The sequence below is a fragment of the Ruegeria sp. AD91A genome (genome assembly GCF_003443535.1).
Lineage (GTDB): Bacteria > Pseudomonadota > Alphaproteobacteria > Rhodobacterales > Rhodobacteraceae > Ruegeria.
Genome location: NZ_CP031947.1, coordinates 292,500 through 306,749, shown reverse-complemented (window position 1 = coordinate 306,749; position 14,250 = coordinate 292,500). Strand labels below are relative to the sequence as shown.

12 protein-coding genes are annotated in these 14,250 nt (G+C 54.6%); 2 read left to right on the top strand and 10 right to left on the bottom strand.

Annotated features, from left to right (window positions below; translation table 11 throughout):
- Window positions 1–448: 448 nt before the first annotated feature.
- The 7 genes from D1823_RS19850 to D1823_RS19820 form a co-directional block, all read right to left on the bottom strand.
- Window positions 449–1,954 carry a mannitol dehydrogenase family protein gene (locus D1823_RS19850; RefSeq protein ID WP_117873324.1) on the bottom strand — a complete coding sequence of 502 codons (1,506 nt, stop codon included), beginning with the start codon at window positions 1,952–1,954 and terminating at the stop codon, window positions 449–451.
- Window positions 1,954–2,727 (bottom strand): L-iditol 2-dehydrogenase, encoded by a 774-nt coding sequence (locus D1823_RS19845; RefSeq protein WP_117873322.1) that lies wholly within the window; start codon window positions 2,725–2,727, stop codon window positions 1,954–1,956. Before D1823_RS19845 ends, D1823_RS19850 begins: the two co-directional genes overlap by 1 nt.
- The gene (locus D1823_RS19840; RefSeq protein ID WP_117873320.1) at window positions 2,724–3,728 is read right to left on the bottom strand and encodes an ABC transporter ATP-binding protein; all 1,005 of its coding nucleotides are present in this window, start codon (window positions 3,726–3,728) and stop codon (window positions 2,724–2,726) included. The genes D1823_RS19845 and D1823_RS19840 overlap by 4 nt, the downstream gene beginning before the upstream one ends.
- A gap of 12 nt (window positions 3,729–3,740) precedes the next feature.
- A complete protein-coding gene (locus D1823_RS19835; protein ID WP_117873318.1) occupies window positions 3,741–4,571 on the bottom strand; it encodes a carbohydrate ABC transporter permease in 831 nt (276 codons plus the stop codon).
- Between the two features lie 12 nt (window positions 4,572–4,583).
- Window positions 4,584–5,450 (bottom strand): carbohydrate ABC transporter permease, encoded by an 867-nt coding sequence (locus D1823_RS19830; RefSeq protein WP_117873316.1) that lies wholly within the window; start codon window positions 5,448–5,450, stop codon window positions 4,584–4,586.
- A 106-nt stretch (window positions 5,451–5,556) separates the two neighbouring features.
- Complete coding sequence (locus D1823_RS19825; RefSeq protein ID WP_117873314.1) at window positions 5,557–6,858, bottom strand: sugar ABC transporter substrate-binding protein; 1,302 nt, start codon at window positions 6,856–6,858, stop codon at window positions 5,557–5,559.
- A 94-nt stretch (window positions 6,859–6,952) separates the two neighbouring features.
- Window positions 6,953–7,978 (bottom strand): LacI family DNA-binding transcriptional regulator, encoded by a 1,026-nt coding sequence (locus D1823_RS19820; protein ID WP_117874041.1) that lies wholly within the window; start codon window positions 7,976–7,978, stop codon window positions 6,953–6,955.
- Between the two features lie 692 nt (window positions 7,979–8,670).
- Between D1823_RS19820 and D1823_RS19810 the strand changes: the two genes are divergently transcribed.
- Window positions 8,671–9,843, top strand: a complete 1,173-nt coding sequence (locus D1823_RS19810) for an adenylate/guanylate cyclase domain-containing protein (protein ID WP_117873311.1) — start codon at window positions 8,671–8,673, stop codon at window positions 9,841–9,843.
- A 275-nt stretch (window positions 9,844–10,118) separates the two neighbouring features.
- Here D1823_RS19810 and D1823_RS19805 read toward each other — a convergent pair whose 3' ends face one another.
- The 3 genes from D1823_RS19805 to D1823_RS19795 form a co-directional block, all read right to left on the bottom strand.
- Window positions 10,119–11,030 carry a PhzF family phenazine biosynthesis protein gene (locus D1823_RS19805; protein WP_117873309.1) on the bottom strand — a complete coding sequence of 304 codons (912 nt, stop codon included), beginning with the start codon at window positions 11,028–11,030 and terminating at the stop codon, window positions 10,119–10,121.
- Window positions 11,031–11,085: 55 nt separating this feature from the next.
- A complete protein-coding gene (locus tag D1823_RS19800; protein ID WP_117873307.1) occupies window positions 11,086–12,066 on the bottom strand; it encodes an alpha/beta fold hydrolase in 981 nt (326 codons plus the stop codon).
- A 64-nt stretch (window positions 12,067–12,130) separates the two neighbouring features.
- Window positions 12,131–12,751 carry a pyridoxamine 5'-phosphate oxidase family protein gene (locus D1823_RS19795; RefSeq protein WP_117873305.1) on the bottom strand — a complete coding sequence of 207 codons (621 nt, stop codon included), beginning with the start codon at window positions 12,749–12,751 and terminating at the stop codon, window positions 12,131–12,133.
- Between D1823_RS19795 and D1823_RS19790 the strand changes: the two genes are divergently transcribed.
- Window positions 12,693–13,793: a LysR family transcriptional regulator gene (locus D1823_RS19790; RefSeq protein ID WP_371415322.1), complete on the top strand. Its 1,101-nt coding sequence runs from the start codon at window positions 12,693–12,695 to the stop codon at window positions 13,791–13,793. The two genes, D1823_RS19795 and D1823_RS19790, sit on opposite strands and share 59 nt — an antisense overlap.
- Window positions 13,794–14,250 lie beyond the last annotated feature (457 nt).

Sequence of the window (14,250 nt, the reverse complement as noted above, 5' to 3'; positions counted from 1 at the left end):
TGCACGCTTAAATTGTTCTTTTTATGACAAGCTATTACGCACCGGTCCTTTTGAAACAGTAGGTGACACCATGTTTCAAATGACACTTTCTTTCAACGGTAGAATCGTCTCGTAAGTGCAACAGAATATCGCGAGCACTACCTGTACGGCGACACCTGGGGCCGATTGGGGTGGGGTGTTCGATCCAATTTCCGCCTCAGCTTGCGGAACTCCTCTTGACGCTTTTGATCCGAGGGTAGGTTTTTCCTTTTCCCCGCAAAGACTTGCCTTGCAGGCTCTGTCGAGGGGGATTTCCAGTGTTTTTGTATCAGTCAGGATCGCCGAAGGTGGTATCCACACGTCTTTCGCCTGATTACGCGTTCCATTTGCGCTGACATCAGATAAAGTTCCAGAAGCCAGAAGCCGCGGTGCATGCACACCGATCGAACTGAGCGCCGAGAGCGATTTGCTACGTTGAATCGTTCGCGACATACTCAGCGATGGCGACTCGGCTGCCACGCTGCCATATCAGCGTCAGCCAGCGGGCGAAGGCTTTGGAAAAGTGTGGGCTGACTCCAAAGTCACCGCTGTAGAAACCCTGCTCCAGCCAAAGCTCAGGTTCGGTTTTGGACGCCAGAGCTGTTCTGTTCAGGCTTTCCCACTGGGGGTCATTAGGAGTGATCTCGGAGCCATCTTCACGAACACCCGCACACATCCGGCACCAGAACGCTTCGGCAAGCGCGAGCCCGTGTACAGAAGAACCTGATGCAAGTGCATCGCGCAGCGAAGGCAGCAAGAACCCCGGATGCCGTGCCGATCCGTCGAATGCGACCCTGCGTGTGGTATCGTGAATCGCAGTGTTTGCAAATCGCCTCTCAACCAACTCAAGATACTCTTGCGCAGTTGTTTCGGGAACGGCTTCGACATGAGGCAGGATTTCTTCAGCTTGCACTTTTCCAAAGAATGCCGCGATGGCCGGATCCTTCATGCAGTCGGCAATCGTCGGAACATTCAATATTTCTCCGACATTTGCGAGCAGTTGATGACCTCCGTTCAAAATGCGCAACTTCATTTTCTCGTAACTATGAACGTTGTGGGTCAGTGTTACTCCGACTTTTTCGAGAGGTGGGCGCCCGGCACAGAAGGCATCCTCGATTACCCATTGGCGAAAGTTCTCATGCGAGACGGGCGCTTTGTCATCGACCCCAAGGGTATGGCATTGCGAAGCCAATTGGTCAGTCGTTGCTGGCACGATGCAATCCACCATTGAATTCGGGAACGCGCCATTCCTGTCAATCCAGCTGGCCAGTTCCGGGTCGGACATGCGCGCCAATCCGACAATACAGTTTCGCAAAATTGATCCGTTGCCTTGAAGATTATCGCAACTGAGCGCCGTAAACGGCTTCAAGCCCTCGGCGCGCCGTTGTCTGAGGGCCGCAACCATCGCACCGAAGGCCGTACGGGGCTGATTGGGGTTATCTGCATCATGACGAATGTCAGCGTGATCAGTATCGACGGCGCCGTTGTTGGTATCCAGAAAATATCCACCTTCGGTAACGGTCAGCGAAACAATCCGAGTAGCCGGGGCGGCCATCGCCTGGATGAGAGCGGCGTTGTTTTCCTCGATCGGCAGGTAATCGATCATTGGGCCAATCACCTCAGCAGACATTCCTTTTGGACCCAACTCGATCAGCGTTGTAAGGCAGTCCTGTGCAAGCAGTCGCTCTCGCATAGCGGCGTCATAGCTTCGCACACCCGCCCCGACGATGGCCCAGTCATGGGCCTGCCCCTGTTGCATGAGCTGGTGAATATACCAGGCCTGATGCGCGCGATGGAAGTTACCCAATCCAATATGAACGATGCCCGGCGTCAGATCCGAACGTTCATACTTCGGGGTCTTCACGGTTGTTGGCAGATCTGAAAGGCGGTCTTGCCGCAGCAGTGTAGGAGATTTCGCGTTCGCCACAGGGTCCATCAGCTCATCCAGTTTCCGCCGTCGATATTGTAAGTCTGCGCGACGATGTACTTGGCCTCGTCAGAGGCCAGAAAAACCGCCATGCCTGTCAGGTCTTCCGCGCGCCCCATCCGGCCATATGGAACAGCTGCCGCCACTTCACGCTTTTTCTGGCCAAGGGGCTTGCCTTCATGCTTTGCAAAAAAGGCGTCCACGCCATCCCAATGTTCGCCATCGACGACACCGGGGGCAATCGCGTTTACATTGATCCCATGAGAAATCAGGTTCAGCCCCGCCGATTGGGTAAGGGATATGATCGCCGCCTTGCTGGCGCAGTAGACAGCAACCAAAGGTTCGCCCCTTCGTCCCGCCTGCGAGGCCATATTGATAATTCGGCCTTTGGTTCCGTGCTCGATCATATGTTTGGCAACTGCCTGCATCGTAAACAGCGCACCCGCGACGTTGATGTCAAAAACGCGATTGTAGTCAGCGCGTTCAATCTCAACGATTGGTGCGGCGGTGAAGATAGCTGCGTTGTTGATCAAAATGTCGATCGGGCCGAATTGGGTCGCGGTTTTTGCTACAGCCTGATCAACGCTCTGCTGGTTGGTCACGTCCATCTCGACAGCGAAAGCCGCCGCGCCAATGTCGGCGACTACGTCCTGCGCGCGCTGGAAGTCGATGTCGGCGACGGCGACGCGCGCACCCTCTGCCACATAGACCCTGGCAAATGCCAATCCAATGCCCCGCGCTGCCCCAGTGATCAGGGCTGTTTTGCCCGTCAGACGTTTCATTCGATCCGCAGGCCGTCTGCGTCAAATCGATGGATCACATCGGCGCGTGGTGTCAGGTGTATGCGATCCCCATGACGGAAACCGACCTCGCCGTCTGCACGCACGGTAATCGTTTCAGCCAATCCGGTTTCGTGGATATGGAAAAATGTGTCCGAACCAAGGTGTTCCGAGACGCTGACGACCCCGGACCATTCTCCTTCGGTTTCCGAAACTGCAATGTGTTCCGGTCTAATACCTATCGTTTGGGCCCCGTGTTTTGCGGCGTCCGGTCCTTCGATGAAGTTCATCTTGGGTGAACCAATAAACCCCGCTACAAACTGGTTGCGCGGCGTCCGATATAATTCCAGCGGGCTGCCTACTTGTTCGATCACACCGGCTTGCAGTACGACAATCTTATCGGCCATCGTCATGGCTTCTACCTGATCGTGGGTCACGTATATCATCGTTGTGGCGAGGCGTTCATGCAGTTCGCTGATTTCCAACCGCATGCCGACCCGCAGTGCTGCGTCGAGGTTGGAGAGCGGTTCATCGAACAGGAAAGCAGCGGGTTCACGAACAATGGCCCGACCAATGGCGACGCGCTGACGCTGACCACCGGACAACTGGCCCGGGCGGCGATCCAGGTAGTCGGTCAGGTTCAAGACACTGGCCGCGCCCTCAACCCGCCTGTCGATTTCGGCCTGATCCAGTTTCGCCATGCGCAGCGGAAATGCGATGTTCTTGCGAACGGTCATATGCGGGTAAAGCGCATAAGACTGGAACACCATAGCCAGTCCTCGTTTGGCGGGCGGCACGTCTGTTGCATCTGCGCCATCGATTTCTATGTGGCCGCTGGTGATATCCTCCAGCCCCGCGATCAGGCGCAGGAGCGTGGACTTGCCACAACCCGATGGGCCGACGAAAACGGTGAATTCGCCATCTTCAATGGTCAGGTCCAAGGGTGGAATAACCTCAACGTCGCCAAATTTCTTGGTCACAGACTTGAGTTGTATACGTCCCATGAGTCGTGTTCCTTATTTCACAGCGCCGAAGGTCAGGCCGCGGACAAGTTGTTTCTGGCTGAACCAGCCGAGGATCAGAATAGGTGCAATCGCCATGGTCGACGCCGCGCTGAGCTTGGCAAAGAACAAACCTTCCGGGCTGGAATAGCTGGCGATGAAGGCCGTAAGCGGTGCAGCATCAACGGCAGTCAGGTTGAGCGTCCAGAATGCCTCGTTCCAGGCCAGAATGAAGTTCAACAGAACGGTTGATGCGATGCCGGGAATGGCCATTGGGGTCAGGACGTAGAGGATTTCCTCTTTCAAAGTCGCGCCGTCCATGCGCGCCGCTTCCAAGATCTCTCCGGGAATTTCGCGGAAATAGGTGTAGAGCATCCAGACGATGATCGGCAAGTTGATCAGCATCAGCACCACGACCAGCCCACCGCGACTGTCCAGCAAACCCAGCTGAATGAACAGCAAGTAAATCGGGTACAGAACACCAACTGCAGGCAACATCTTTGTGGACAGCATCCACAACAGAATGTCCTTGGTGCGCTTGGACGGAACAAACGCCATCGCCCAGGCTGCGGGTATCGCCACGATCACACCCAGAACGGTCGATCCGCCTGCGATGATGACCGAATTCCACAGGAACCGCATGTAGTCCGAGCGCTCTTGCACGATGGCGTAATTTTCGAGCGTCCAGTCGAAGTTGAGGAAGATCGGTGGGCTTGCAATCGCCTGCGCCTCGGTCTTGAAGCTGGTCAGGATCGTCCAGAGGATTGGGAAGAAGATCAGCAGACCTACGGCCCAGGCAAAGGCAGTGTTTAGTGTTTTGCGTTGTGTCGTGACGGTGCGGGCCATGGTTTTGTCTCCTCACGCGTCCAGGTTTTTGCCGACAATGCGCATCAGGAAGATGGCAACGATATTGGCAAGGATGATTGCATAGACACCACCGGCAGATCCGAGGCCAACGTTCTGGCTTTCCAAAACGCGCTGGAAGATCATGTAGGTCAGTGTACGGGTGCCGAAGGCGCCGCCGGTGGTCACGAAAATCTCGGCGAAGATCGACAATAGAAAAATCGTCTGGATCAGGATCACAATCGTTATGGCGCGACCAAGATGCGGCAGGATGATGTGATAAAAGCGTTTCAGCGGCGGCGCGCCATCCATTTCGGCCGCTTCCAGCTGTTCACTGTCCAGAGATTGGATAGCGGTCAGCAGGATCAGCGTTGCAAAGGGCAGCCATTGCCACGAAACGATCATGACGATCGAAGTCATCGACGCCTCGGACAGCCACGAAATCGGCTCAGCCCCGAAAAAGCGCCACAGATGGGCCAGCAAACCGTTCACCGGGTCCATGAACATGTTTTTCCAGACCAGCGCTGATACGGTCGGCATGACAAAGAATGGCGCAATCACAAGGATGCGGACAACGCCCTGTCCCCACATGGGCTGATCCAGCAGCATGGCCAGCAGAATGCCCAGAACGACCGTAATCACCAGCACGCCGCCAACGATCACCAAAGTCGCCTGAACTGCAGGCCAGAAGGAACTGGAGGATACGAAACGAACGTAGTTGTCGAACCCGACCCAACCCAGATCACCTCCACGCAGCGGCAGGTATTTCTTGAAAGAAAAATACAGCGTCATCGTCAGAGGCACGAGCATCCAGCCAAGCAGCAGGACCACTGCGGGTGCCATCATCAGGCGGGCAACTGATCGGGATTGTTGAGTAGCCATAACGCAAACCCTCTCTGTTCAGGCGTAACTCAGCCTGCGAGAAAAACGCGAATTGTGGAAGGGTTGAACGGGGGGCAGACCTCTGCCCACCCGTTGGGAGGATGCCTCAGTAACCGGCGGCTTCCATTTCTTCAGCTGTGAAAGCCTGCGCTTTGGCAAGTGCTTCCTCAACCGTTTGCTGTCCGGCATATACCGCCGAGAACTCCTGGCTCACCTGTGTGGCAATGCCTGCGAATTCCGGGATCGCGGCAAACTGGATGCCAACATACGGGACAGGTTTTACCGTCGGGCTGTTCGGATCAGCTGACAGGATTGAGTCCAGTGTCATCTTTGCGAACGGAACCTTTTGGTATTCCGGGTTTTCGTACAGAGACGTACGTGCACCCGGGGGAACGTTTGCCCATCCTTCGCTTTCGGCCACTAACTCAATGTAGTCCTTTGAGGTCGCCCATTCGATGAATTGCTTGGCAGCATCTTCTTGCTGTGTGCCAGCAGGAATAGCCAGTGCCCACGCCCAAAGCCAGTTGGACCGCTTGCCCAATCCAGTGTCGGGTGCCAGCGCAAATCCTACGTGATCTGCGACCGTAGAGTCGTTAGGGTTGGTCACGAAAGACGCCGCAACTGTCGCGTCGATCCACATGCCGCATTTGCCTTGCTGGAACAGCGACAGGTTTTCGTTGAACCCATTGGTAGCATAGCCGGCAGGACCGGATTCGTTCATCATTTCAACGTAGAAATTCAGCGTGTCTGCCCACTCGGGCTGATCGAACTGGGGCTTCCATTCTTCATCGAACCAGCGGGCGCCGAATGAATTGGACATCGCAGTGATAAAGGCTCCGCCTTCACCCCAACCGGCTTTGCCGCGAAGGCAGATGCCGTTGATCTCGGCGTCGCGGTCGGTCATCGCGGCGGCGGCCTCTTTGATGAACTGCCAGGTCGGCGCATCCGGCATTTCCATGCCCGCCTTTTCCATAAGGTCAGTGCGGTACATGATCATCGAGCTTTCACCATAAAACGGTGCCGCGAAAAGCGTTCCGTCATGGCTCAACCCACCTGCCATCGCTGGCAGAATGTCACCAACGTCGTATTCTTCGGACAGGCCATCCAGCGGCACCAGCCAGCCGTTCGCGCCCCAGATCGGCGTCTCATACATGCCGATTGTCATGATGTCGAACGTACCACCTTTGGTCGTGATGTCGGTCGTTACGCGCTGACGCAGCACGTTTTCTTCCAACGTCACCCATTCGACGTCAATGCCGGTCGCCTCGGTGAATTTATCGGTATAGCCCTGCATCCGGATCATGTCGCCGTTGTTCACGGTCGCTATTGTTAAGGTATCCGCATGAGCTGCTGCCGTCGCGACGAGTGTCATTGCAGTCGCCGCACGAAGTGCGTTTCTCAAATACATCCCTGTCCTCCCTGAGCTTGGATGTCGTGCAGAGAACGTAATGCAAAAATTGTCGCGGCGTCAATAAAAACTTTACGCGCGTTAATTTTTAAGGTTACGCGGAGTCTCTCAAAACCAGTCTTGCAGGGAACAACGTTTCAGATCGAGTTTGAAATTTCCCTCCACTTTCAATGAGTTGGAACAGTGTTTTCACACTGCGGTCGGCAACATTGTCGTAGTCATGCGCAGCCGTTGTCAGGGATGGGCAAGTAAACTGCGCGAAAGGGTGGTCATCATTTGACGCCACACGCAGCTTGCAATCGTCATTCCGACCGACTCGAATCCCCTGTTTGTAGCAAGCCGCAAGAAAGCCGATGGCCAGGCGATCATTGCTGCACAACACCGAGTTGGTTCGCAATCCGCGTTCCCCCAGAACGTTCAGTGCGCCTCTTTGGCCGATTTCTTCAAACGCCCAACCTTTGCCGTCGACTTTGATTATATGCGGTTCAAATCCGAGGCGCTCCATCACTTCGATGTAGGCTTTCCTTCGTTTGTTGGCATTTGGGTTCGCAGGAGTGCGCATTTCGAAGAACGAGGGCGGTTCACCGGTACGGGTCATGTATTCAACGGTTTGTGAGACAAAGCTGAAGTTGTCGGAACCTACGAATGCGGCCCCTAAACCATCCAAGTTACTGTCGAACAAAACTGTGGGTACGTTGGCGCAGAATTTCTCTATTGCTGATCTGTCCGAGATGCGCCCCAAAGGTGCCAAAAGAACCCCGGCTGGCTTCATGGATTGCAAGCCGTCCAGAATTTCGGTTTCCAGTTTTTGCTCACCATGAGAGCTGAACAGGAACGGGCGATATCCAGCTGCGATACAGCTTTGTTCCAAATAGCGCGCGATTTCGGCAAAGAACGGATCAGCCAGATAGGGCACGACGATTCCGATATTCTTGGTCAGCTTCCGGTTCTGGTTGACCGCATAAATGTTGGGGCGATAGTCAAACCGCTCCAACGCTTCTTCGATACGACTCCGCGTTGTGGGGCGAACACTGTCGGGATCGTGGAAATATTTGGAAACCGTGGGTCGCGAGATACCGCTGAGGGCCGCAAACTCTTCCATATTCTTTATCTTGGTCATGCCAGTCTGCCTGCTGGTTTTGTTCGCCATGAACTTATCATAGTTTTACATATTCTTTGCGCGCGCTAAAAAATCAATAGCCAGAGCAATCTCACGCAACCGACACGTCGCAAAGAGTTCAACAGAATCTCGGGATCGATGCCGCAACATCGGTGGTCGAACTTGCCTATGCAGATAACGATCGAATACGTGCAAATCCTCAATGAGTTTCAAATCGCCCAACCGCAAGTTGGCCACATCGCAGGCGCTTTCCCGGTCGGACCAAACTGCACCTAAGATCACAAGGTTTTTCCCGTTTTGGCTCCGACAGATGAATTCGAAAATCTCATATCATCTGCCAAGGGATTAAAACGGCTTGAGACCACTTGGTGCGTTAACAAACATGGGTCAAGTCTTGGGGGACCACGGGTACAGTTCTTAGCGAGAATCGACAATCTTGAGGCTGCACTGGACAAATACCTCGTGCCATTAGAAGCCTATGCTGTCCTGCCGACGTCTATGAACCAGTCCGACAGACACATGGAGCAGGAAAATCCGTTGAGGCCATTTTGGCGCGTACAGCTGGGACCCGCGGTCTATACCCATGGACCAAAGATGCAGGCTTGGATGGATTGAGAAAAAGACTAGAATAATATGATCGAACAATGAGCTAAAGTTCTCGGCAATCCTATCTAAGCGATTGATTTTAAACAATGGATGAAATTGCCCAACTGACCAATTGGATGATTGCGGAAGGGCGTCGCTCAGGTGACCCCGAAAAGGTAGTGTCACATTTTTGCTCGTCTTTGATCGAGGCCGGTGTGCCACTATGGCGGGTCAATATCGGTCAGCGCTTCGCCAATCCGTTGCTCATCGCATGGGGGATCGTTTGGACACCTGATGGGACCGAAAGTTACGATGTGACACATGAGACGATGTTGACGGATGGGTATGTCGGGAGCTCGTTCGAATACATTCTGGAGCACAGGAAGCCACTTCACAAAGGTCTGCGGCAACTGGATCCCAAAACCGAGCACTCTTCGTATCTTGATTTCGCTGAGCTGGGTGGCACCGATTACTATGCTACGCTGCTTTACTACGGAGATGGATCGCTGCACGGCTGCACTTTTGTCACCCAGTCGTCAGAAGGGTTTTCGCCCCGGCATCTGAAAATGATTGAAGATGCACTGCCCGGCCTGTCTTCTGCTCTGGAACCTGTCACCATGCGCAAGTCGTCCAAGGGTCTTCTAAGAACATATCTTGGCGATGGACCTTCCGATGCTGTATGGGACGGGCGGATCAAGCGAGGGGAACGCACGACCCTTGATGCAGTTGTCATGTTCTCTGACCTGCGAGGTTTCACCGCTCTTTCAGATAAAGCATCCGAAGAAGACATTTTTGACACGTTGAGTGAGTATTTCGATCTGGTCGTGCAGTCTGTGGAAGAAAATGGCGGCGATATTCTCAAGTTCATGGGAGACGGCATTCTGTCGATCTTCACCATCGCAACCCAGGAAGATTTGAATGACCAATGCAAAAAGGCAGCACGGGCCGCTCAAAGCGTATTGACCGGCTTGACCGCACTCAACCATCGCCGCGATGAGGCTCAGAAGCCGCCGTTGGACGTAGGCATTGGGATCAATGTTGGGCAGGTAAGCTATGGCAACATCGGAAGTCCCGGCAGGCTGGATTTCACTGTTCTGGGTAGAGCAGTCAACCTCGCAAGCCGTATTGAGGGTTTGACGAAATCCTTAGGTCGCAGAGCTCTGGCGACATCAGCCGTTGCCGCTGCTTCGCCCGAACTGTTCTCTGCTTGTGGATTTCACGAAGTTAGAGGACTTGCCGGATCCATCGCGTTGTTTTCTCTCGTCGAGAAGGAACATTAAGGCGGTCCCACCTCAGATCGGCGTATCGATCCGGACAAGACAGATTGAGAGCCGTAAGATTCTACGTTGTCCGGAATGGCTGATGCGATTTGGGTTGCGGGCAACCAGGTATTCTCACTGCAAAGGTCGGCAGCGCGCAGACCGGTTCATGAGATCGGGCCACGCACTGCGCTGAGTATGGTGCCGTCGCAGGCGACCTTGGACCAGACGTAATCGAGCTCAAGAGCCTGGGCGAAACTGAGACTGTTTCCGCGGAAACACCTGGCCTTTTCGCGTCACAAAGCAATCCGGGCCGCGTTCATGGCTTTTCCGTAACCACCCGCCATGAGGCCCGTGATTGCGCCATTCTCGATGTCCAGATCGACTTTTATCAGGCTCGGGCTTGCCGGGTTCATAAACACTCCTTGTTCGATTTCAAATGATCGCCGAGACACGCCGCCGAAATCATGCAACACGCATGCAAGTGGCCCGGCCGCCATTCCCGTAGCGGCTTCTTCATCTATCGCGTATCTGGGTGCGAACATGCGGGTTGTGGCGTCCCGGCTTGTTGCTGAGGGGTCTTTTGTGAAGACATAATAGCCAATCAGATCCAGTTGCTCGCTGATTTGCGCGATTTTGGCGAAATCTGGTGTGACTTTGGCAAGACTTTCGGCATCAGAGAGGCCGACGACGATGAAGCTGTTGCCGGTATTGGCCAGAACTGGAGGGAACCTCCGGTCAAGTTGTGTATCGTCGATCCCAAGGGAGTTCAGTACATCGTCGAGTTTCACGCCCTTTTCGATCCATTCCTGAGCACCCGAATAGCGTGGGGCCAATTGTTCCATATAGGCGGCGCCGTCTTTCATGAGTATGCGCCTGGGGCCATCAACTGTTTCCTTGGACGTATCGGGCTTGGGGATCCGGCCTAGCGCATCGAGGTGAGAGAAGGCGGCGATTGTTGCATGACCGCAATGAGCGATGCGCCGGTTTGGTGTGAAGAAATCCAGCTTGAAGCCTTCAGTCTCAGACCGGGAGACAAACGCCGTCTCGGACAATCCAACCCTTGCCGCCACGGTTTGCATATCTTGCTCACTCAATTCATCAGCGTCCAGGACGACGCCTGCGGGATTTCCTCCGGTGCCACCGTCGACAAACCCATGCACTATTTCAACCGTTACTTCCTTGGCAGTTTTTGCTTGCGTGCTCATTGATCGTCTCCAAACATGAGGCCGCGCCTTTGATCGAGGCGCGGCCAGTTGCGCATCAGTTACCTGCGGCGGTTATACGGTTCAGGAATGCAGTCATCTGTTCCGCAATCTCGGGCCCATATTCTTCCAGCGCGAAGTGTCCCGTATCAAGCAGGTGAAACTCAAGGTCTTTGAGATCACGTTGATAGGGCAGGGCGCCTTCGGCGGGAAAGATGTGATCATTCTTACCCCACATTAGCAGCGCAGGTGGTTGATGCTCGCGAAACAACGCCTGCCATTCTGGGTACTCGGCAACGTTGGTGCCGTAGTCCAGGAAAAGTTCAAGCTGAACCTCCTGATTGCCTTCGCGGTCAAGCAGGTATTGGACGTGCCAATAGTTATCCGGGCTGATCAGTTCCGGCTTCTGTACACCGTGGGTGAACTGCCACTTGGTCGCATCCAGAGTAAGAAAACCACGAAGCTGGTCGCCATTCTCTTTCGAAGGGTCGGCCCAATAGGCCTTGATTGGGTCCCAGAATTCGCGCAGCCCTTCCTCATACGCATTGCCGTTCTGAATGACGAAGCCGGTGACCCGTTCGGGCTGTTCCGCAAACATCCTGAATCCAACCGGGGCACCGTAGTCCATCAGATAGACTGCGTATTGATCGACACCCTTCTTATCCAGCAGAGACGTCATGATTTCGGCGATATTCGCAAAGGAATACTCGAAATTCTCGGCTTTCGGCATGTCCGACGCCCCAAATCCGGGAAAGTCGGGCGCGATCACGTGATAGTGCTTGGCCAGTTCAGGGATAAGGTTACGGAACATATGTGAGGAGGTCGGAAATCCGTGAAGCAACAGGACGGTGGGCCTGCTCGGGTCTCCGGCCTCACGAAAGGCGATATTGACCCCGCCGATTTTTTCTGTGCGGAAGTTGACGGCTTGTGTAGCTTCAACTCCGGTCTCCTTGGCGATTGCAGGGGCCGGTGCGAATGGCATTGCGACGGAAAGCGCGAGAATACTGGCGCTCAGGATGGATTTCAGATTGCGCGACATGGGTATTTCCTTTCTTGGGGTTCCGGGGCGCGTCTGAACGCGCGAGGTTCAGCATCAGTCAGCTTTACTGACCGGGCTTTCCTTCGTGCTCTGCGTTTTGAACCTTCTGTGCTGCCAGTTCATTGCGAAGCGGTGCCAGATGCTCTTCAAGTTCTTCCAGGGTCAGGCGTTGGGGAATGTGTTGCGGGCAGTTCCAGTCCATCGCTTCAAGCTTGATCACAATGGCCCGCTCCGGGTGGCCTCTGGAATTCGGCACACTCAAACGCTGCATCAGGGCCGGATCATCCGCGCCATCAACAAGTTTCGCCCGGCCCCAGATCTTGAGGCGTCTCCGGTTGGGATAGTCCATCAGGATCAGTGAGATGCGGTCGTTGCACTCAAGGTTCCCTGTGCTGAGATATTGCCGGTTGCCGCGAAAATCTGCGTAGGCAAGCGTCCGTTCATCCAGCACTTTCAGAAAGCCTGCCGGTCCGCCGCGGAATTGAACATAAGGCCAGCCGGTTTCAGAGACGGTCGCCTGATAGAAGCCGTCCCTTTGTGCGATGAAGCTGGACTCGACCAGGCTGATGAGGTCTTCCTGAACGGAGCCTGCCAGAAACGTCGCATATCCGTCAGCCGATCCGTTTTTGGCCTGCGCTGCACGTACGGAAGGCGTAAAACTGATTTCTGCAAAAGGACGTGACATTGAATTCTCCATCTCGGTCGGGGCGATGCCCTGGGGCTGGGATGAAGCTAGTCAATGCATTTACGTTGCGGAATGCGGATACTTGGCAATATATTATTCCAAAAAGTGGAATAGTTATTTGGATCGATTTCATGCATTAGGCGTTTTCGTGAAGGTAGCCGAGCTGAATGGCTTCTCCGCCGCTGCACGCCACCTCAATATGTCGCCACCAACAGTAACCCGGCTGGTATCCATGCTGGAGGACAGCCTGGGGCTTCGTCTTTTTGTGCGCACCACTCGCTCGGTTATGCTGACTGATGGCGGGCGAAGATTCTTTGAAGATGCCAGACGCATTCTGATGGAGCTTGAAGAGGCAGAGCGTGCTGCTGTTGGATCTTATGCCGAACCGACCGGAGAACTCAGTGTGACCTCATCGGTGTTGTTTGGCCGTATGTTCGTCACTCCGATTCTGGGCGAATTTCTGGATCTGTATCCAAAGCTCTCCTCGCGCACGCTTTATTTGGACCGCGTGGTCAATCTGATTGATGAGGGCCTCGACGTCGGCATCAGAATTGGAAACCTTGCAGATTCAAGTCTGATGGCCGTGAGATGCGGCGCGGTGAGGCAGGTCGTGTGTGCGGCTCCATCATATCTCGACTTGCACGGCGAACCCGACACACCCGACGACCTGGCCAATCACGCCATCATTAATTCAACTGCCCTGCACGCATCGGCCCAATGGTATTTTCGAAAGGGCGAAACGGTCGTGACAAAACGCGTAAGCCCGCGCATCAGTATGAACACCAATGACGCGGTGATTGAGCTGGCCCTGAAAGGGCATGGCATCGGGCGGCTCTTGTCCTATCAGGTGGCACCCTACATTGCGGACGGGCGGCTCAAGACCGTTCTGAATTCGTTTGAACCACCCGAGGTCCCCATCCATCTTGTGCATCAAGAAGGCCGCACCGTGTCTGCAAAGGTGCGCGCCTTTGTTGATTTTGCGGCCAAGCGTCTCAAGTCCGACCCCTTTTTGGATGGTTTCAAACTCAGGCCTGAAAGCTAGACCTAAGATCCGCGGAGCCATGCTACTCGGTCGTTGCCGGACCCGCGTTGCGGTCCTGACCGATACATGACTCTGGGTACACCCTTTAGGATGCGTCCGTACGGGGAGGGCGGAAGCCTGCCAATAAACGGACATGCGCAACAAAGCTTGCCACCCACCGGATTTGTCAGCGCGAAATTGAAATTTCACATCCTGGGAACACACGCTTTTCCAAGCGATGGGGCCGCATTGAGCATGCAATCACGTTTGGATTGCGGCTCAGTCTGTTTTGTTCCAAGCATCGTGCGCGATCAGCGCGGCCTAGACCCGGGCTCAGGCGTGGAGCTTGGACAGAAAAGCTCTCGCGGCTCCGCATTTAGTGCAGGGCTCGCTCAAAGCTGCTCTGGGCAATCAGCACCTCGGCCACAGAGCTGTTCTCGGAGGAACCGCGACTCCTTGAGACTGTTCTTTGTGATTT

Excerpts from the sequence above, each read along its gene's own strand:
- D1823_RS19850 (WP_117873324.1), bottom strand. The coding sequence starts at position 1,954 with ATGGACCCTGTGGCGAACGCGAAATCTCCTACACTGCTGCGGCAAGAC.
- D1823_RS19845 (WP_117873322.1), bottom strand. The coding sequence starts at position 2,727 with ATGAAACGTCTGACGGGCAAAACAGCCCTGATCACTGGGGCAGCGCGG.
- D1823_RS19840 (WP_117873320.1), bottom strand. The coding sequence starts at position 3,728 with ATGGGACGTATACAACTCAAGTCTGTGACCAAGAAATTTGGCGACGTT.
- D1823_RS19835 (WP_117873318.1), bottom strand. The coding sequence starts at position 4,571 with ATGGCCCGCACCGTCACGACACAACGCAAAACACTAAACACTGCCTTT.
- D1823_RS19830 (WP_117873316.1), bottom strand. The coding sequence starts at position 5,450 with ATGGCTACTCAACAATCCCGATCAGTTGCCCGCCTGATGATGGCACCC.
- D1823_RS19825 (WP_117873314.1), bottom strand. The coding sequence starts at position 6,858 with ATGTATTTGAGAAACGCACTTCGTGCGGCGACTGCAATGACACTCGTC.
- D1823_RS19820 (WP_117874041.1), bottom strand. The coding sequence starts at position 7,978 with ATGACCAAGATAAAGAATATGGAAGAGTTTGCGGCCCTCAGCGGTATC.
- D1823_RS19810 (WP_117873311.1), top strand. The coding sequence starts at position 8,671 with ATGGATGAAATTGCCCAACTGACCAATTGGATGATTGCGGAAGGGCGT.
- D1823_RS19805 (WP_117873309.1), bottom strand. The coding sequence starts at position 11,030 with ATGAGCACGCAAGCAAAAACTGCCAAGGAAGTAACGGTTGAAATAGTG.
- D1823_RS19800 (WP_117873307.1), bottom strand. The coding sequence starts at position 12,066 with ATGTCGCGCAATCTGAAATCCATCCTGAGCGCCAGTATTCTCGCGCTT.
- D1823_RS19795 (WP_117873305.1), bottom strand. The coding sequence starts at position 12,751 with ATGTCACGTCCTTTTGCAGAAATCAGTTTTACGCCTTCCGTACGTGCA.